Origin of the sequence: Pandoraea oxalativorans (genome assembly GCF_000972785.3) — a bacterium.
GTDB classification, from domain to species: Bacteria; Pseudomonadota; Gammaproteobacteria; order Burkholderiales; family Burkholderiaceae; genus Pandoraea; species Pandoraea oxalativorans.
Map to the genome: position 1 here is coordinate 1345414 of NZ_CP011253.3, position 17145 is coordinate 1362558.

Genomic DNA, 17145 nt, shown 5'->3' on the forward strand with positions numbered 1-17145 from the left:
CCGGGTTTTGTCTAACCTTTAACCCAACCGTTGTACGTTAGCGTCAACCCCCTCGGAAGACGGACGTCAGCGGCGTAATCCACTTTTATGTCCGACCTGCAAACCTCGACCAACGAATCTTTCGCGGCGCTTTTCGAAGAGTCGCTCTCCCGTCAAGACATGCGGGCTGGTGAAGTCATCAGCGCAGAAGTCGTTCGGGTTGACCACAACTTCGTGGTCGTCAACGCCAGCCTCAAGTCCGAAGCGTACATCCCCATCGAAGAATTCCTGAATGATCAGGGCGAGGTCGAAGTTCAGGCCGGCGATTTCGTTTCCGTGGCGATCGACGCCCTGGAAAACGGCTACGGCGACACCGTGCTGTCGCGCGACAAGGCCAAGCGTCTGGCCTCGTGGCTGCAACTGGAAAAGGCCCTCGAATCGGGCGACCTCGTGACCGGTACGATTACTGGCAAGGTCAAGGGCGGCCTGACCGTGATGGTCAACGGCATCCGTGCATTCCTGCCGGGTTCGCTGGTTGACACGCGTCCGGTCAAGGACACGACCCCGTACGAAGGCAAGACCCTCGAATTCAAGGTTATCAAGCTCGACCGCAAGCGTAACAACGTCGTGCTGTCGCGCCGTGCCGTGATCGAAGCCACCCAGGGTGAAGAGCGCGCCAAGCTGCTCGAAACGCTCAAGGAAGGCGCGATCGTCAAGGGCGTGGTCAAGAACATCACCGATTACGGCGCGTTCGTCGACCTCGGCGGCATCGATGGCCTGCTGCACATCACCGACATCGCATGGCGTCGCGTGCGTCACCCGAGCGAAGTTCTGTCGGTTGGCCAGGAAGTCACCGCCAAGATCCTCAAGTTCGATCAGGAAAAGGGCCGCGTCTCGCTGGGCGTCAAGCAACTCGGCGAAGATCCGTGGGAAGGCATTGCTCGCCGTTACCCGCAAGGCACCCGCCTGTTCGGCAAGGTCACCAACATCACCGACTACGGCGCATTCGTCGAAGTGGAATCGGGCATCGAAGGCCTGGTTCACGTGTCGGAAATGGACTGGACCAACAAGAACGTTGCACCGACCAAGGTTGTCCAGCTGGGCGACGAAGTCGAAGTCATGGTGCTCGAGATCGACGAAGACCGTCGTCGTATCAGCCTCGGCATGAAGCAGTGCAAGCCGAACCCGTGGGATGACTTCTCGCGCAACTTCAAGAAGGGCGACAAGATCAAGGGCGCAATCAAGTCGATCACCGACTTCGGCGTGTTCATCGGTCTGCCTGGCGGCATCGACGGCCTGGTCCACCTCTCGGACCTGTCGTGGAGCGAAGCCGGCGAAGAAGCCGTTCGCAAGTACAAGAAGGGCGACGAAGTCGAAGCCGTGGTTCTGGGCATCGACGTCGAGAAGGAACGCATCTCGCTGGGTATCAAGCAGCTCGAAGGCGATCCGTTCAACACGTTCGTGGCGATCCACGACAAGGGCTCGATCGTTGACGGCACCATCAAGGCCGTCGATCCGAAGGGTGCGGTCGTTTCGCTGGGCGACGACGTCGAAGGCTACCTGCGCGCATCGGAAATTTCGCACGACCGTGTGGAAGATGCCCGTAACGTGCTGAAGGAAGGCGAAGCCGTCAACGCAATGATCGTCAACATCGATCGCAAGTCGCGCAACATCAACCTGTCGATCAAGGCTAAGGATTCGGCCGAGCAACAGGAAGCGATCAGCAAGATGTCGTCGGATAGCTCGGCAGCGAGCGGCACCACGAACCTCGGTGCCCTGCTCAAGGCCAAGCTGGACAGCCAGAATCAGTAAGGTCCAAGGCCTATGACCAAGTCTGAATTGGTCAACCAGTTGGCGGCGCGGTTTCCCCAGTTGGTGCTCAAGGATGCCGATTTCGCGGTGAAGACGATTCTCGACGCGATGGCCGATGCGCTTGCGCGCGGTCATCGAATCGAAATCCGCGGATTCGGTAGCTTTGGGCTCAACCGTCGGCCACCGCGCGTCGGCCGCAACCCGAAGTCGGGCGAGAAAGTGATGGTGCCGGAGAAATTCGTGCCGCACTTCAAGCCGGGCAAGGAGTTGCGAGAGCGGGTTGATCACAAGGCGTCGGACCAATAAGGCCCTTTGGGATCTACTACGCAAAAAAAGCGCCTTCGGGCGCTTTTTTTGTCTCCGGCGATCAGCAATGCTCCGCGAGTGCGGACAAGCGCCGGAAATGTGAAGGCATTTGCAGGAACGACGCCTCACAGGGCACATCCGGTACAATACGCCCACGTGCCGGCCCGGTGCGTAGGGAAGGGCTTCGACGCTGTCGTCGTTTCGCCTCGACACGTTTGGCCGGCCCAAGTCGCAAAACATACGGCAATCCTGCCGCAGGAGCCTTTCGGCATGAAGCTGATTGTTTGGATCGTTCGCCTGATCGTATTCGTGGTGTTGCTGTGCCTGGCGCTCGCCAACACGGGCGAGGTCACGTTGAACCTGTTCCTGGGTCATACGTGGACGGCGCCGCTCATCATGATCGGCCTGGCGTTTTTCGTGGTCGGTGGTGTCATCGGTGTGCTCGCCACGTTGCCGAGTCTGATGCGTCAACGCCTTGAGTTGCGCCGTGCGCGACGCGATCTGGCCCGTGCTCAGCGGGCACCCGAAGCGAGCGACCAGCCGCCGATGCTGCCGCCGGTCTAAGGCGAAGCTGCGGCGCGCGATGCTCGCCATCCTCATCGACTGTTTCAACGACAACACGCATTCATGGAATTCGAGGTTTGGTGGCTACTTGCCATCCCCGTGATCTTCGGCTGTGGCTGGGTCGCCGCGCGACTGGATTTGCGCAGCCTGCTCTCGGAAAGCCGCAATCTGCCGGCGTCCTATTTCCGCGGGCTGAATTTCCTGCTCAACGAACAGCCGGACAAGGCGATCGACGCCTTCATCGAAGTCGCCAAGCTCGATCCCGAGACGACCGAACTGCACTTCGCGCTGGGCAGCCTGTTCCGCCGTCGCGGTGAGACGGAGCGTGCCATTCGCGTGCATCAGAATCTGCTTTCGCGAGACGATCTGCCGCAGGCCGATCAGGAGCACGCGCTCTACGAACTCGGTCACGACTTCCTCAAGGCCGGTCTGCTCGACCGCGCCGAAGACGCGTTCAGCCGTCTGCACACCGGCGCATACGCGAAAGCGGCACAGCACGCGAAGCTCACGATTTATCAGATCGAGAAGGAATGGCGCAAGGCGCTGGCGGAGGCCGAGACGCTGAGCGATCTCGATCCGGCCGTCTCGTATCGCAAGGAAATTGCGCAATTCCATTGCGAATTGGCGCAAGAAGCGCTGCAACGCAAGGATGTCGACGCCGTCGGCCACGAGTTGGATGCCGCGCTGGCGGTCAACCCGGCGAACGTGCGTGCGCCGCTGTTGCGCGGCGATATGTTGCTTGCTGCCGGTGACGCCGAAGGCGCACTGCGCGTATTGCGCACCATCGAAGAACAAAATCCGATGTATCTCGGTCTGGCTGCCAAGCGCGTGATGAAGGCGTATGAAGCACTCGGACGCGCCCCTGAAGGCCTGGCCACGTTGCGCGAGGCGCTGCGCAAGAATCCTTCGGACGACCTGCTCGAAATCGTCTATGAAAAGACGGTTTCGCTTGAAGGTCCGGAGGCCGCGCTCATTCTGATGCGCGAGCAAATGCACCGTGCCCCGAGCGCACCCGGCATGGCGCGTCTGCTTGAAGCGCACGCCGCCACCGCGCAGGGCGACACGCAGTCGGACCTTCAGCTGATGGGCAAGCTCATCACGCAACGCACCAAGTCGTTGCCGCGCTACGTCTGCGACCAGTGCGGATTCCGTGCGCGCCTTTTCTATTGGCAATGCCCCGGCTGTAATGGCTGGGAGACCTATACGCCGCGCCGCGCCGACGTGCCGGCGGCTTCGTAAGATTTATCACACCCCAATATCATGAAGATCACCATCATCGGTTCCGGCTACGTCGGCTTAGTTACGGGTGCTTGTCTGGCTGACGTCGGCAATGACGTGTTCTGTCTCGACGTCGATCCCCGCAAGATCGAGATTCTGAACAACGGCGGCGTACCGATTCACGAGCCGGGCTTGCAAGAAGTCATCGCGCGTAACCGCGAAGCCGGCCGTCTGCAGTTTTCGAGGGACGTCGAAGCGTCGGTCGCCCACGGCGACGTGCAATTCATCGCCGTGGGTACGCCCCCCGATGAAGACGGCTCGGCCGACCTGCAATACGTCGTGGCGGCAGCGCGCAACATCGGTCGCTACGCCAGGAGCTTCAAGGTGATCGTCGACAAATCGACGGTGCCCGTCGGCACGGCGGACAAGGTGCGCGCGGCAGTCACGGAAGAGCTTGCCAAGCGCAACGCCGACGTGAAGTTCTCCGTCGTTTCGAATCCCGAATTCCTGAAAGAAGGCGCGGCCGTGGACGATTTCATGCGTCCGGACCGTATCGTGATCGGCGTGGCCGACGATGCCGACGGCCAGCAGGCGCGCGCGATGATGAAGCGCCTGTACTCGCCGTTCAACCGTAATCACGAACGCACGCTGTACATGGATGTGCGCTCCGCCGAGTTCACCAAGTACGCCGCCAACGCCATGCTGGCCACGCGCATCTCTTTCATGAACGAGCTGGCTAATCTGGCCGATCGCGTCGGTGTGGATATCGAAGACGTGCGTCAGGGCATCGGCTCCGACCCGCGTATCGGCTATCACTTCCTCTACGCCGGATGCGGCTACGGTGGTTCCTGCTTCCCGAAGGATGTGCAAGCACTTGTGCGCACCGCCGAAGACTACGGCCTGCCGTTGCGCATTCTGAACGCGGTGGAAGCCGTCAACGAAACGCAGAAGACGGTGCTGATCGACAAGATCGTGACCCGTCTCGGCGACGATCTGAAGGACAAGACGTTCGCGCTGTGGGGGCTGGCCTTCAAGCCGAATACGGACGACATGCGCGAGGCGCCGAGCCGTCGCGTGATTGCCGAGCTGGTGCGTCGTGGCGCACGGGTGCGGGCGTACGATCCGGTGGCGCTCGATGAAGCGCGCCGCGTGATCGCGCTGGATTTTGCCGACGATGCCGACGCGCATGCCCGCATCGAATTCTGTGCGACGCAAAACGACGCGCTAACCGGTTCGGACGCGCTCGTGATCGTCACCGAATGGAAGGCCTTCCGCAGCCCGGACTTCGCCAAGGTGAAGACGGCGCTCTCGCTGCCGCTGATCTTCGACGGTCGTAATCTTTACGAGCCGGAGGCGATGGAAGAGCTGGGCATCGAGTACCACGCCATCGGTCGTGGCCTGGGCCAGTCGGCCTGAATTTCAAGGAAAGACAGATGACTTCGACGGCAACTTCGCTCACGCGCACGATTCAGGCGCCGGGTGTGCCCAACGTGCCACGCGAGGCCTTCAGTCGCGCGCGCGTGCTGATCGTTGGCGACGTAATGCTCGATCGCTACTGGTTTGGCGACGTCAATCGCATTTCGCCGGAAGCACCGGTGCCGGTGGTGCACGTCAAGCGTAATGAAGAGCGCCTGGGCGGCGCGGCGAACGTGGCGCTGGGGGCGACGTCGCTCGGCGCACAAGCCGGGCTGCTGTGCGTGCTTGGTGAGGACGAACCGGCCGAGCGCATCGTCGATATGCTGGACGCCAGCGGCGTGACGGCATTCGTCACGCGCGACGCCGATCTCGCCACGACCATCAAGCTGCGCATCGTCTCACGTCAGCAACAACTGCTGCGCATCGACTTCGAGAATCAGCCCGCGCGCGAAGTGCTGCTGGCGGTGCTGGATCAATATCGCCAACTGCTCGCCAGCTACGATGTCGTGCTGCTCTCGGACTATGCCAAGGGCGGTCTGACACATGTGCAGCCGATGATCGAAGCGGCGCGTGCGGCTGGCAAGGCGGTGCTCGTCGACCCGAAGGGCAACGACTACGAACGCTATCGAGGTGCGACGATTCTCACGCCGAACCGTGCCGAGTTACAGCAGGTCGTCGGCGTCTGGCATTCGGAGGACGATCTGTCGTCGCGGGCCCAGAATCTGCGCGAATCGCTCGGCCTCGAAGCGCTGCTGCTCACGCGCTCCGAGGAGGGCATGACGCTCTTTACCGAAAATGGCGCGCTCCACGTGCCGGCGCAGGCGCGCGAGGTGTACGATGTCTCGGGTGCGGGTGACACCGTGATCGCCACGCTGGCCACGTCACTGTCGGCCGGACTGCCGCTGCCGCAGGCGGTGGTGCTCGCTAACCGTGCGGGCAGCATCGTCGTCGGCAAGCTGGGGACGGCGACCGTCGATTACAACGAACTCTTTTCCGAACTGACATGACCATCATCGTGACGGGCGCCGCGGGCTTCATCGGCGCCAACCTCGTCAAAGCCCTCAATGAGCGCGGAGAGACCGACATCGTGGCGGTCGACAACCTCACGCGCGCCGACAAATTCCGTAATCTGGTCGATTGCGACATCAGCGATTACCTCGACAAGACGGATTTCGTCGCACGCTTTCAACGCCGCGAATTCGGCCGCGTGCGCGCGATCTTCCATGAAGGTGCCTGCTCCGACACGATGGAGACCGACGGCCGCTACATGATGGAGAACAACTTCCGCTACACGCGGGCGCTGTTCGAGGCGTGCCAGGCGCAGACCGTGCCGTTGCTTTACGCCTCGTCGGCGGCAACGTACGGTGCGTCGGAAACCTTCGTGGAGACGCGCGAGTACGAGAAGCCGCTCAACGTCTACGGCTATTCGAAGTTCCTGTTCGACCAGATCGTGCGCCGTGCCATGCGTGATGCGGGCGGCAAGCTGCCGAGCCAGGTGGCGGGCTTCCGGTACTTCAACGTGTATGGGGCGCGTGAAGCGCACAAGGGGCGCATGGCCTCGGTGGCGTTCCACAACTTCAACGAATTCCGCGCAAACGGTCGTGTGAAGCTCTTCGGCGAGTACAACGGCTACGCCGCCGGTACGCAAAGCCGAGATTTCGTCTCGGTCGAGGACGTCGTCAAGGTCAACCTGCACTTCTTCGATCACCCGGAGCGCAGCGGTATCTTCAACCTCGGCACGGGCCGGGCGCAGCCGTTCAACGACATCGCGGTCGCTGTCATCAACACGCTGCGCGCGCAGACCGGCGAAGTGGCGCTGTCGCTTGACGACATGGTCAAGCAGGGCCTCGTGGAGTACATCCCGTTTCCGGACGCCCTGCGCGGCAAGTATCAGTGCTTCACGCAGGCGAACATCGACCATCTGCGACAGGTCGGCGGCTATCAGCAGCCGTTCTACACGGTGGGCGAGGGCGTATCCCGCTACGTGCGCTGGTTGCTGGCGCAGTAAGTGCCTCAGTAAGCGTCGACAGGTGGTTGAGCAGTAAAAGACGGGGAGCCAGACGGCTCCCCGTTGTCGTTTGATCCCTCCGTGTCATCCGGGCGGGCATTGGGGCGTTAAATGGGTATCGGGGATGTTGGGGACATCCGATGTGTCGGTGCGCCACGGCATTGGCCCGAGTGACCTTACGAGGAACAGATCATGCTTCGCAAACTTTTGCTGGCGGTTGTGACCTTCTTCACCCTGTGCGGCCTGGCAATGGCGGCCGTCGACATCAACACCGCCGACCAGTCGCAACTCGAGACGCTCAAGGGCATCGGGCCGGTCAAGTCCAAGGCGATCATCGACGAGCGTAACGCCCACGGGCCCTACAAGGACGCGGCCGATGTCGCCAAGCGCGTCAAGGGTCTGGGCACCAAGTCGGTGACGTCGCTGCAATCCGAGGGCATGACGATCAATGGACAGGGCGGTGGTGCGGCGGCTGCGGCCCCGGCGAAGCCTGCAGCGACACCGGCACCGGCGGTCCCACCGGCCAAGCCTGTCGCACAGGCCCCTGCGACACCCGCACCAGCCCCCGCAACCGCAAAGCCCGCACCCTCCGTGGCACAGACGCCCGCCACGCCTTCCAAACCCGCTCCGTCCGCCGCTCAGACGCCTGCTGCCCCTGCACCGGCAACGCCCGCCAAACCGGTGACCCCTGCCACGCCGGTGCCTGCCACCGCCACGCAAAAGACGCCGACGCCCACCCCGACCGGGGGGACGACGATGAAGCCCGCGTCGCCGGGCGCAACTTCGACGACGGCCATGCCGGGGGCACCGCTTCCGGCGGCGACCGGTGCGGCGGGGACCACCGGCGCATCCGACACCAAGGCGGACACCAAGGCCAGCAAGTCGAAGAAGTCGAAGGACGCGACGAAGGACGCGAAGGCTGACAGTGCCAAGGGCGCCGCCGCCGCACCGGCCCCGGCATCGGGCTCGGCTGCCGCGAGCGGTGACGTCAGCACGGCCAAGGCGTCCAAGTCGAAGAAGGCCAAGGCACCGGCAACGGCGAGCGCACCGAAGCTCTGACGTTGCCAGCGACCGGGGGCGCTTGGGCGCGTAGGCGCGTAGGCGCGTAGAGGCATCACCCGGTCGCGAGACCTTACCCTGAGCGCGGACATGGCCGGTGGATTAGAATGTTTCGATTCCCGACCGAAAAAAGCTTAGCGCAATGGCCTATAAGACTATCGAAGACACCATCGGCAATACACCGCTGGTGCAACTGGTGCGTTTGCCCGACGACGAAATCCGCCGCCGCAACAACGTGATTCTCGGCAAGCTCGAGGGCAACAACCCGGCGGGATCGGTGAAGGATCGTCCGGCGCTGTCGATGATCAAACACGCCGAACTGCGCGGGCGCATCAAGCCGGGCGACACACTGATCGAAGCCACGTCCGGCAACACCGGTATTGCGCTGGCCATGGCCGCCGCGATCCGTGGCTACAAGATGGTCCTGATCATGCCGGAAGACCTCTCCATCGAGCGTCGTCAGAGCATGGGCGCCTACGGTGCCGAGATCATCCTGACGCCGGTCAAGGGCGGCATGGAGTACGCACGCGACCTCGCCGAGCAGATGCAACGCGACGGCCGAGGCATCATCCTCGACCAGTTCGCCAACCCGGACAACCCGCTGGCGCACTACGAAACCACCGGCCCGGAAATCTGGCGCGACACGCAAGGACGCGTCACGCACTTCGTCTCCGCGATGGGGACGACGGGCACCATCATGGGCGTCTCGCAATATCTGAAAGAGCAGAGCGAGGCCGTGCAGATCATCGGTGCCGAGCCGGCCGAAGGGTCGCGTATCCCGGGCATTCGCAAGTGGCCGGAAGCGTATCTGCCGACGATTTTCGACCGTGCGCGTGTGGACCGTACCGTCTCCGTAACGCAAGCCGAAGCCGAGATCATGGCGCGCCGTCTCGCGGCGGAAGAGGGCATCTTCTGCGGCATCTCGGCAGCGGGCGCTTGCCAGATTGCGCTCAATCTCGCGCATGAGGTCGAGAACGCGACCATCGTGTTCGTCGTCTGCGACCGGGGCGACCGCTATCTGTCGACGGGCGTGTTCCCGGCGTAAGTCAGTACGTAGTCGCGATACCGCAAACGAAAACGGGACCCGAGGGTCCCGTTTTTCATTCCCACGACAAGCCGTGGCTTGCTGCGACGTCGCCGAGATTACGGCGCGCGCGCCGCCTTAATCGCGTCGGCCAGGTCGTACACCGCCATGGCGTAGAAGAAGCTTCGGTTGTAGCGCGTGAGCACGTAGAAATTCGTGAGCCCCATGCGGTACTGCGTGGCTTGTCCCGGCGTCGGCAGATCGACGATCAGCACCGGCGTGTCCAGCGCCCCGCCCACATCGAGCTTCGGCTCGTTCATCAGCATACCGGCCTTGATGAAGTCGCCGAGCTTCCAATGCGGTTCGGGTTGTCCGTCGGCACCGGCTTCGGCCAGCCCCTGACTGCCGCGATCGGCAGCAATGTTCCAGACCACCGGTTGACCCGCCTGCCATCCGTGCTGCTTGAGGAAGTTGGCAACGCTGCCGATGGCGTCCGCCACGTCGGTCGTCAGATTGATCTTCCCGTCGCCGCTGTAATCCACGGCGTAGTTGCGGATCGACGACGGCATGAATTGCGGAATGCCGATGGCACCGGCATACGATCCGTAGATGCTGAACGGATCGACGCTTCGCTCGCGTGCATACAGCAGCAGGTTCTCGAGCTCCTTGCGGAACAGCGCCATGCGCTCGGAACGGTTGCGGGCGGGCGGATAATCGAACGCCAGCGTGGTGAGCGCGTCGATGGTGCGGAAGTTGCCCATGTTGCGCCCGTAGATCGTCTCGACGCCGATGATGGAGACGATGATCTCTTCGGGCACACCGTACTCTCGCGCAGCGCGTGCGAGCGCCGCAGCGTTCTGATTCCAGAAGCGCACGCCGCCATTGATGCGGGTGTTGTCGAGGAAGTTCTTTTCGTACTTCGTCCAGTTCTTCTGGCCCGGCGTGGCGGGCGGCGCGACGAGGCGTGCGGCCGTCTGCGAGAACACGACGCGCGAGAAGATCTTCTGAAGCTCGCCACGATTGAAGCCGTTGCGCGCGACGAGGTCGTTGATGAACGCGTCGACTTCCGGATTCGCCGCGTAACGTTGCGGCACCACTTCTTCCTCGAACTCCGTCTGCGATGACTGCGTAGATTGCGCGATCGCCTTGGGGCGCGCCTGCGTCTGCGCGTGCGCGTCGACACTCGTCAAGGCCGTCATCGCGAACGATGCACTCAGGCACAGCGCGACGCCGAGCGAGCCAAGTGAGCCGAATGAGCGAGCCACGTAAGACGAACGGGGAAATTGCCGGAGCGACGCCGCAGTCAGAGGGCGCGCTGTGTCCGGTCGAGCGCGGCGCGCTTGCGCCAGCGGGAGAGAATCGTACATCCGTACCGGTGATGTCATGCTGTCTGTCAGGCCTGTATGAAGTCCGAATGCGATGCGACGGTTGGCCGCAATCACGTTAGTCGCGTTGAGGCTCTCATCGATAGCGATCGATGCCGATGGGCCCGCTTTCGAGTGACGCAAAGTGCTCACTCAAAGCGAGATGCCATCTAGAGCGTCAACCATTCATGCCAGTTCCTGCCGTCCCGAATTTCGGGAGATCGGCCCTTGCCGGCTGACACGGGTCTGCTGGGAGACTGCTTGGCAGTATAACCGAGTGCACCTGTGATACCTTAAGGCCTGTGCACTGTCCGTGACAGTGTTCATGGGGGATGCCGGCTATCGGCACGCGTTTGCAGGTGATGTCGTGTGATGTTCGCGGCACATTTTCGCGACGCGAGCCAGGCTCTGCGCCCGGCCGCTACCGGACGTGGAGACCACGGCGCGGCGGGCATCCCCCGCCCGTCCCAATATAACGATTCGAAGCGATAGGCGACACAACGAATGGCTACCGGGTTTTATACGCACCCCGATTGCGTGCGTCACGAAATGGGCGAGTGGCATCCGGAATGCCCCGAACGGTTGCGCGCAATCGAAGACCAGTTGATCGCGGGACGCATCGACGGTCTGCTCGAACGCCGTGAAGCCCCGGTGGCCGACGAGGCCAGTCTGCGGCTCGTGCACACGCAAGACCACATCGACTTCGTTCGCGAGAACATTCCCGAATCCGGGTACTTCCCCATCGATCCCGATACGCTGCTGAACCCGTACTCGTGGCGCGCGGCAACGCGGGCGGCGGGCGCGGCGATTGCAGCGACGGATGCGGTCATTCGTGGCGAACTCGACAACGCCTTTTGCAGCGTACGCCCGCCCGGCCACCACGCTACGCCCACGCGCGCGATGGGCTTCTGCCTGTTCAACAGCGTGGCGATTGCGGCGGCGCACGCGCTCGAAGTGCATGGGCTGTCGCGTGTGGCGATCGTCGACTTCGACGTGCACCACGGCAACGGCACCGAAGCCGCGTTCGGCAACGACGAGCGTCTGCTCATGTGCGGCATCTTCCAGCACCCGTTCTACCCGTTCTCCGGCGCAAACGATCCTGCGCCGAACATGCTCAACATTCCGCTCGAAGCGCGCACGTCCGGTATGGCCGCACGTGAAGCCATCGAGTATGGCTGGCTGGGGCGCCTCAATGCGTTCCGTCCGGAAATGATCTTCTTCTCGGCAGGCTTCGACGCGCATCGCGAAGACGATCTCGGCGGCCTCGGGCTGACCGAAGCGGACTTCGCGTGGATGACGAAGGAAGTCAAGGCCATCGCCGATCGTCACGCGAAGGGACGCATCGTGAGCTGCCTCGAAGGCGGCTACAACCTCTCGGCGCTCGGACGCAGCGTCGTGGCCCATCTGAAGGTGCTCGCCGACGTCTGACGGCAGCGCGGCGTGGAGCAGGTGAGCACGCATGCGACGAATGCAAGATGCCGCCCGTCCTCCCGACATATCGGATGAAGGGCTGGAGGCGGCACTGGAGACAACATGACGTCATCGGAAGCGACTGCGGCCAGCGGGCCGCTGGTACTCGTCACGCGTGGTGAAGGCGATCTGGCCGGTGTGGTCACGCTCACGCTGAATCGTCCACGTCAATTCAATGCTCTCTCCGAAGCGATGCTCGATGCGCTGCAAGATGCGCTGGACGACGTCGCACGCGACGCCACAGCGCGCGTGGTCGTGCTGGCCGCTGCGGGGGCGGCGTTCTGCGCCGGGCACGATCTCAAGGAGATGTGCGCCGAGCCGTCGCTCGACTACTACCGTACGCTGTTCAATCGATGCACGCGCGTGATGCTGACGATCCAGCGCATGCCGCAGCCGGTCATCGCTCGCGTGCACGGTATCGCGACGGCGGCGGGGTGTCACTTGGTGGCGATGTGCGACCTTGCGGTCGCTGCGTCGGCGGCACGCTTCGCGGTGTCGGGCATCAACGTCGGTCTGTTCTGCGCAACGCCAGGTGTGGCGCTCTCGCGCAATCTCACGCGCAAGCAAGCGATGGAGATGCTGCTGACGGGCGACTTCATCGACGCGCAGACGGCTCGCGAGCGCGGTCTCGTCAATCGTGTCGCGCCGATGGAGCGACTCGACGGCGAAGTGGCGGCGCTGTGCCGCTCGATTCTTGCCAAGCCTGCGGCTGCGGTGGCGGCGGGCAAGGGGCTGTTCTACCGACAGGCCGAAACGGGTATCGAAGCGGCCTATCAGATGGCGGGGCAGACGATGGCTTGCAACATGATGGAGGCGTGCGCGCTCGAAGGCGTGCAGGCATTCATCGAGAAGCGCACGCCGCAGTGGACGAAGCCGACCGACTGATCGCTCTCAGCCCCCGACTGGCTGCGCGTGCCAGCCGCCGTCACCACTGTTTTTCCAGTACGAGCGGCCCGGGTGTCGCCGTACGGCTCACCGCGTAACCCTTGCCGGTGAACCAGGCGCGCAGTTCCTTGATCATGTCCGGATTGCCGCAGACCATGATGCGCGAGGTGGCGGGATCGAGCGTCGCGCCGACGGCCTTCTCCAGTTCCCCCGACGCCAGCAACGACGTGATGCGTCCATAGAGCGCACCGGGTGTCTGCTCGCGCGTGACGCTCACCGCGAAGTGCAGCTTGTCGACGAGCGCCGGATCGACGTCCGGATGCGAGAAGTGCCGGAGTTCTTCGTAATAGGCGAGGTCGCGCTCCCATCGCACGCTATGCACGACGAAGATGCGCTTGAAGCGCTGCCAGACTTCCGGATCTCGGAGAATCGACACAAAGGGCGCCAGGCCGGTGCCAGTGGCAAGCAGCCACAGGTCGTCGCCACCGGTGAAACGATCGAGCGTGAGGAAGCCGTAGGCGGTGTGATCGACGAACAGTTCGTCGCCGACCTTGAGTTCCGACAGCCGGGGTGTGAGCTGGCCCTCGGGAATCGTGATTACGTAGAACTCCAATGTATCTTCGGCGGGCGAGTTCACGAAGGAGTAGGCGCGCCAGATCAGTTCGCCATCGTCGCCCGGTAATCCGAGACGCACGAACTGCCCGGCGGTGAATTGCAGCCCGGGCGGGCGCGTGGTCTTGATGCTGAAGATCGTCGGCGTCCAGAAATGCATGCCGGTGACCGTTTGTGGCGAGTATTTCGTCTGCGTCGTCTGCGTCGTCTGTGTCGTCTGCGCTTGCATGCCCGAGGCTCCTCGCAATTCCACACGGCTTCAGTGTAACGCTCAGCGAGGTATTGCGTGACGAGACCCTGTTCGCGAGGCGGGTTCCGCGCCCGCCGCGCGACGGCGTTCGTCAGTGGCTGGGGTGAGTCCCGAGCGCGGGCTTTGCGGCCGATGTCGTGCCCATGAGCGGTTCATGCGTCATGGACGCCGGTTGCTTGCGCTTTGTGGCGGCGGTTTCCGGCACGTGCGCCAGCAGCCAATGCGTCAGTTGCTCGATAACCTTCTCGCGATCGAGGTCGTTGAGCGTCTCATGAAAGTGACCGGGATACAGCCGAAGGGTCTTGTCCTGCGACCCGGCGTTGCCGTGAAACTGTTCGCTGGCCCACGGTGCGGTGAGCCGGTCGGCGGTGCCGTGGAAGACGTAAAGCGGCAAATGCAGCGCGTCGGCGTTGGCGTGTATGCGCGCCATGGCGTCGAGCAATTCGGCGGCGGTGCGTGCCGGGGTGCCGCGATACGCGTTTAGCGGATCTTTCTTCGCTGCATCGACCACGGTCTTGTCGCGGGCAATGGCGGCCGGATCGATCTTGAAGACCGGCACCTTCGGCAGCCAGCGCGATACCCAGCGGCCGGCCTTCACCATCCACGGCGCGACCGGTTCGCCCGGGGCGAGGGCGGGGCTGCTGAGCATCAGGCCGCTCACGTGCGCGGGCGCGCGCGTGATCGTGTAGAGCGCCGCGATGGCGCCCCCCATGCTGTGTCCGAGCAGAAAGAGCGGCGTCGGCCCGAAGATCGTGCGCACGTGCGTGAGGAAGATCTCGGTGTCGTCGAGGTATTCGTCGAAACGATTGACGTAGACACGCGAGCCTTCCGAGCGGCCGTGGCCGCGCAGATCGTAGGTGACGGTCGCAATGCCGAGCGACGCGAAATGCGCCGCCAGACGCGCGTACCGTCCGCCGTGCTCTCCCATGCCGTGCACGATGGCGACCACGGCGCGCAGGGGGATATCTGCGTCGCCGTCGGTGTCCGGGTACCAGCGATGGACGTGGAGCATCAGTCCGTCGCTGGCTTGCAGGCGCGATTCCGAATGCGTGGTCATGTCTCCTCCTGGCGCGTTGGCCGGGTGACCGTCGTACGTGCGACGGCACAGTGATGATCGGGTGCGCCATTCGATCATAGGCCGTCCTGCGCCGGGGTGAATTCTCTAGAGGAAACGCACCACGAGGAAACTGGCTGTGCGTCTCGATTTGCATAAAAATAGCACGATCGTTCGGGGTGGCGGGGCGCTGGGTAAGCGCGTCTGGCCTGCATCCGAAGCCGTGATCGTAAGGATCGTGCATCCGTGGCGCATTGAGAACATCACATGATCATTTGCCGCAAAATGCCATAAATGGGCACATAATGCATCATCAGCTGAGTGGTTATAATGGCAGCGGATTGACGTAAACGTAACTTTGGAGCGAGTTCATGAAGATCCTGGTACCGGTCAAACGGGTAGTGGATTACAACGTAAAAGTTCGCGTGAAGAGCGACGGCAGTGGTGTCGACATCGCGAACGTGAAGATGTCGATGAATCCGTTCGACGAAATCGCGGTGGAAGAGGCGGTGCGTCTGAAGGAAGCGGGCGTGGCGACGGAAGTGATCGCGGTGTCGGCGGGCGTGTCCCAGTCGCAAGAAACGCTGCGTACGGCGCTGGCCATCGGTGCGGACCGCGCGATTCTCATCGAGTCTGACGAAGAGTTGCAGCCGCTGGCCGTGGCCAAGCTGCTTAAGGCGCTGGTGGACAAGGAGCAGCCGCAACTGGTGATCCTGGGCAAGCAGGCGATCGACGACGATTCCAACCAGACGGGGCAGATGCTCGCGGCACTGGCCAAGCTGCCGCAGGCGACGTTCGCCTCGAAGGTGTCGGTGGCGGATAACCGTGCACAAGTCACGCGCGAAGTGGACGGCGGTCTGGAAACCGTGTCGCTGTCGCTGCCCGCCGTGATCACGACGGACCTGCGCCTGAACGAGCCGCGTTACGTGACGCTGCCCAACATCATGAAGGCGAAGAAGAAGCCGCTGGAGACCGTGAAGCCTGCGGATCTGGGGGTGGACGTGAGCCCGCGCCTGAAGACGCTGAAGGTGGCCGAGCCGCCCAAGCGCAGCGCAGGGGTGAAGGTGGCGGACGTTGCAGCGCTCGTCGACAAGCTCAAGACCGAAGCCAAGGTTATCTAAGGGAGACGACGAGAAATGAGCAATCTGGCTAAAGTTTTGGTCGTGGCAGAACACGACAACCAAACCATCAAATCGGCGACCCTGAACACGATCACGGCAGCGCTGCAATGCGGCGACGACGTGCACGTGCTGGTCGCAGGCAGCAATGCGAAGGCTGCGGCGGACGCCGCCGCGCAGATCGCCGGTGTGAAGAAGGTGCTGCTCGCAGACGCTGCCTACTTCGGCGACGGTCTGGCCGAGAACATCGCCGACGAAGTGGTGTCGATTGCGGGCAACTACTCGCACATCCTGGCCCCGGCCACGGCGTACGGCAAGAATATCGCCCCGCGGGTTGCGGCGTTGCTCGACGTCGCGCAGATTTCGGATATCACGAAGGTCGACAGCGCCGACACGTTCGAGCGTCCGATCTACGCAGGCAATGCGATTGCGACGGTGCAAAGCGCCGACAAGGTGAAGGTCATCACGGTGCGCGCGACGGGCTTCGACCCGGCAGCGGCCACGGGCGGCAGCGCTGCGGTGGAAAGTGTCGCGGCGACGCCGGACGCCGGTGTGTCGCAGTTCGTGGGTCGTGAAGTGACGAAGCTGGACCGTCCGGAACTGACCTCGGCGAAGATCATCGTCTCGGGTGGTCGCGGTCTGGGCAGCGGCGAAAACTACACGAAGGTGCTGGAGCCGCTGGCGGACAAGCTGGGTGCGGCGCTGGGCGCATCGCGCGCAGCAGTCGATGCCGGTTACGTGCCGAACGACTATCAGGTCGGTCAGACGGGCAAGATCGTGGCGCCGCAACTGTACGTGGCCGTCGGTATCTCGGGGGCGATTCAGCATCTGGCGGGCATGAAGGATTCGAAGGTGATCGTGGCGATCAACAAGGATCCGGAAGCGCCGATCTTCTCGGTGGCGGACTACGGTCTGGTGGGCGATCTGTTCACCGTCGTGCCGGAACTGACGGGCGCGCTGTAAGCGTCTGACGTAGTACCGAAGTGAAGTTGTGCGGCTGCGAGCG

Annotated in this window: 16 protein-coding genes; 13 read left to right on the forward strand and 3 right to left on the reverse strand. The window is 63.2% G+C overall.

The features are described from left to right. Window positions 1-87 precede the first annotated feature (87 nt). The 9 genes from rpsA to cysM all read left to right on the forward strand — a co-directional run bounded on the left by rpsA (window position 88) and on the right by cysM (window position 9407). The gene (gene rpsA, locus MB84_RS06155) at window positions 88-1791 is read left to right on the forward strand and encodes a 30S ribosomal protein S1 (protein WP_046291133.1); all 1704 of its coding nucleotides are present in this window, start codon (window positions 88-90) and stop codon (window positions 1789-1791) included. A 12-nt stretch (window positions 1792-1803) separates the two neighbouring features. After that, window positions 1804-2097, forward strand: coding sequence for an integration host factor subunit beta (locus MB84_RS06160; RefSeq protein WP_017232087.1), 294 nt, complete (start codon window positions 1804-1806; stop codon window positions 2095-2097). A 270-nt stretch (window positions 2098-2367) separates the two neighbouring features. Beyond that, entirely contained in the window at window positions 2368-2661 is a 294-nt protein-coding gene (locus MB84_RS06165; protein ID WP_046291134.1) for a LapA family protein, read from the forward strand. Window positions 2662-2724: 63 nt separating this feature from the next. After that, window positions 2725-3900 (forward strand): lipopolysaccharide assembly protein LapB, encoded by a 1176-nt coding sequence (gene lapB, locus MB84_RS06170; protein WP_046291135.1) that lies wholly within the window; start codon window positions 2725-2727, stop codon window positions 3898-3900. A 21-nt stretch (window positions 3901-3921) separates the two neighbouring features. After that, complete coding sequence (locus tag MB84_RS06175; RefSeq protein ID WP_046291136.1) at window positions 3922-5295, forward strand: UDP-glucose dehydrogenase family protein; 1374 nt, start codon at window positions 3922-3924, stop codon at window positions 5293-5295. A gap of 17 nt (window positions 5296-5312) precedes the next feature. Beyond that, window positions 5313-6302: a D-glycero-beta-D-manno-heptose-7-phosphate kinase gene (rfaE1, locus tag MB84_RS06180; protein ID WP_052653014.1), complete on the forward strand. Its 990-nt coding sequence runs from the start codon at window positions 5313-5315 to the stop codon at window positions 6300-6302. Next, window positions 6299-7303: an ADP-glyceromanno-heptose 6-epimerase gene (gene rfaD, locus MB84_RS06185; protein ID WP_046291137.1), complete on the forward strand. Its 1005-nt coding sequence runs from the start codon at window positions 6299-6301 to the stop codon at window positions 7301-7303. Before rfaE1 ends, rfaD begins: the two co-directional genes overlap by 4 nt. A gap of 192 nt (window positions 7304-7495) precedes the next feature. Next, window positions 7496-8362 (forward strand): ComEA family DNA-binding protein, encoded by an 867-nt coding sequence (locus MB84_RS06190; protein WP_046291138.1) that lies wholly within the window; start codon window positions 7496-7498, stop codon window positions 8360-8362. 142 nt (window positions 8363-8504) lie between these two features. Further along, on the forward strand, window positions 8505-9407 hold the full coding sequence (gene cysM / locus MB84_RS06195) for a cysteine synthase CysM (RefSeq protein WP_046291139.1): 903 nt from the start codon (window positions 8505-8507) through the stop codon (window positions 9405-9407). A 98-nt stretch (window positions 9408-9505) separates the two neighbouring features. Here cysM and mltB read toward each other — a convergent pair whose 3' ends face one another. After that, window positions 9506-10651 carry a lytic murein transglycosylase B gene (gene mltB, locus MB84_RS06200; RefSeq protein ID WP_245725493.1) on the reverse strand — a complete coding sequence of 382 codons (1146 nt, stop codon included), beginning with the start codon at window positions 10649-10651 and terminating at the stop codon, window positions 9506-9508. A 603-nt stretch (window positions 10652-11254) separates the two neighbouring features. Here mltB and MB84_RS06205 point away from each other — a divergent pair. Both MB84_RS06205 and MB84_RS06210 read left to right on the forward strand, forming a co-directional pair. Further along, complete coding sequence (locus tag MB84_RS06205) at window positions 11255-12178, forward strand: histone deacetylase family protein (RefSeq protein WP_046291141.1); 924 nt, start codon at window positions 11255-11257, stop codon at window positions 12176-12178. Between the two features lie 105 nt (window positions 12179-12283). Beyond that, window positions 12284-13105 carry an enoyl-CoA hydratase gene (locus MB84_RS06210; protein ID WP_046291142.1) on the forward strand — a complete coding sequence of 274 codons (822 nt, stop codon included), beginning with the start codon at window positions 12284-12286 and terminating at the stop codon, window positions 13103-13105. 40 nt (window positions 13106-13145) lie between these two features. On the opposite strand, the gene MB84_RS06215 is transcribed toward MB84_RS06210, so the two are convergent. Further along, complete coding sequence (locus MB84_RS06215) at window positions 13146-13946, reverse strand: ferredoxin--NADP reductase (RefSeq protein WP_046291143.1); 801 nt, start codon at window positions 13944-13946, stop codon at window positions 13146-13148. A 112-nt stretch (window positions 13947-14058) separates the two neighbouring features. Next, window positions 14059-15024 carry an alpha/beta hydrolase gene (locus MB84_RS06220; RefSeq protein ID WP_065225759.1) on the reverse strand — a complete coding sequence of 322 codons (966 nt, stop codon included), beginning with the start codon at window positions 15022-15024 and terminating at the stop codon, window positions 14059-14061. 368 nt (window positions 15025-15392) lie between these two features. Here MB84_RS06220 and MB84_RS06225 point away from each other — a divergent pair, with 368 nt between their 5' ends. After that, a complete protein-coding gene (locus MB84_RS06225) occupies window positions 15393-16142 on the forward strand; it encodes an electron transfer flavoprotein subunit beta/FixA family protein (RefSeq protein ID WP_046291144.1) in 750 nt (249 codons plus the stop codon). A gap of 15 nt (window positions 16143-16157) precedes the next feature. Next, window positions 16158-17102: an electron transfer flavoprotein subunit alpha/FixB family protein gene (locus MB84_RS06230; RefSeq protein WP_046291145.1), complete on the forward strand. Its 945-nt coding sequence runs from the start codon at window positions 16158-16160 to the stop codon at window positions 17100-17102. The last annotated feature ends 43 nt before the right edge of the window (window positions 17103-17145 follow it).

Excerpts from the sequence above, each read along its gene's own strand:
- rpsA (WP_046291133.1), top strand. The coding sequence starts at position 88 with ATGTCCGACCTGCAAACCTCGACCAACGAATCTTTCGCGGCGCTTTTC.
- MB84_RS06160 (WP_017232087.1), top strand. The coding sequence starts at position 1,804 with ATGACCAAGTCTGAATTGGTCAACCAGTTGGCGGCGCGGTTTCCCCAG.
- MB84_RS06165 (WP_046291134.1), top strand. The coding sequence starts at position 2,368 with ATGAAGCTGATTGTTTGGATCGTTCGCCTGATCGTATTCGTGGTGTTG.
- lapB (WP_046291135.1), top strand. The coding sequence starts at position 2,725 with ATGGAATTCGAGGTTTGGTGGCTACTTGCCATCCCCGTGATCTTCGGC.
- MB84_RS06175 (WP_046291136.1), top strand. The coding sequence starts at position 3,922 with ATGAAGATCACCATCATCGGTTCCGGCTACGTCGGCTTAGTTACGGGT.
- rfaE1 (WP_052653014.1), top strand. The coding sequence starts at position 5,313 with ATGACTTCGACGGCAACTTCGCTCACGCGCACGATTCAGGCGCCGGGT.
- rfaD (WP_046291137.1), top strand. The coding sequence starts at position 6,299 with ATGACCATCATCGTGACGGGCGCCGCGGGCTTCATCGGCGCCAACCTC.
- MB84_RS06190 (WP_046291138.1), top strand. The coding sequence starts at position 7,496 with ATGCTTCGCAAACTTTTGCTGGCGGTTGTGACCTTCTTCACCCTGTGC.
- cysM (WP_046291139.1), top strand. The coding sequence starts at position 8,505 with ATGGCCTATAAGACTATCGAAGACACCATCGGCAATACACCGCTGGTG.
- MB84_RS06205 (WP_046291141.1), top strand. The coding sequence starts at position 11,255 with ATGGCTACCGGGTTTTATACGCACCCCGATTGCGTGCGTCACGAAATG.
- MB84_RS06210 (WP_046291142.1), top strand. The coding sequence starts at position 12,284 with ATGACGTCATCGGAAGCGACTGCGGCCAGCGGGCCGCTGGTACTCGTC.
- MB84_RS06215 (WP_046291143.1), bottom strand. The coding sequence starts at position 13,946 with ATGCAAGCGCAGACGACACAGACGACGCAGACGACGCAGACGAAATAC.
- MB84_RS06220 (WP_065225759.1), bottom strand. The coding sequence starts at position 15,024 with ATGACCACGCATTCGGAATCGCGCCTGCAAGCCAGCGACGGACTGATG.
- MB84_RS06225 (WP_046291144.1), top strand. The coding sequence starts at position 15,393 with ATGAAGATCCTGGTACCGGTCAAACGGGTAGTGGATTACAACGTAAAA.
- MB84_RS06230 (WP_046291145.1), top strand. The coding sequence starts at position 16,158 with ATGAGCAATCTGGCTAAAGTTTTGGTCGTGGCAGAACACGACAACCAA.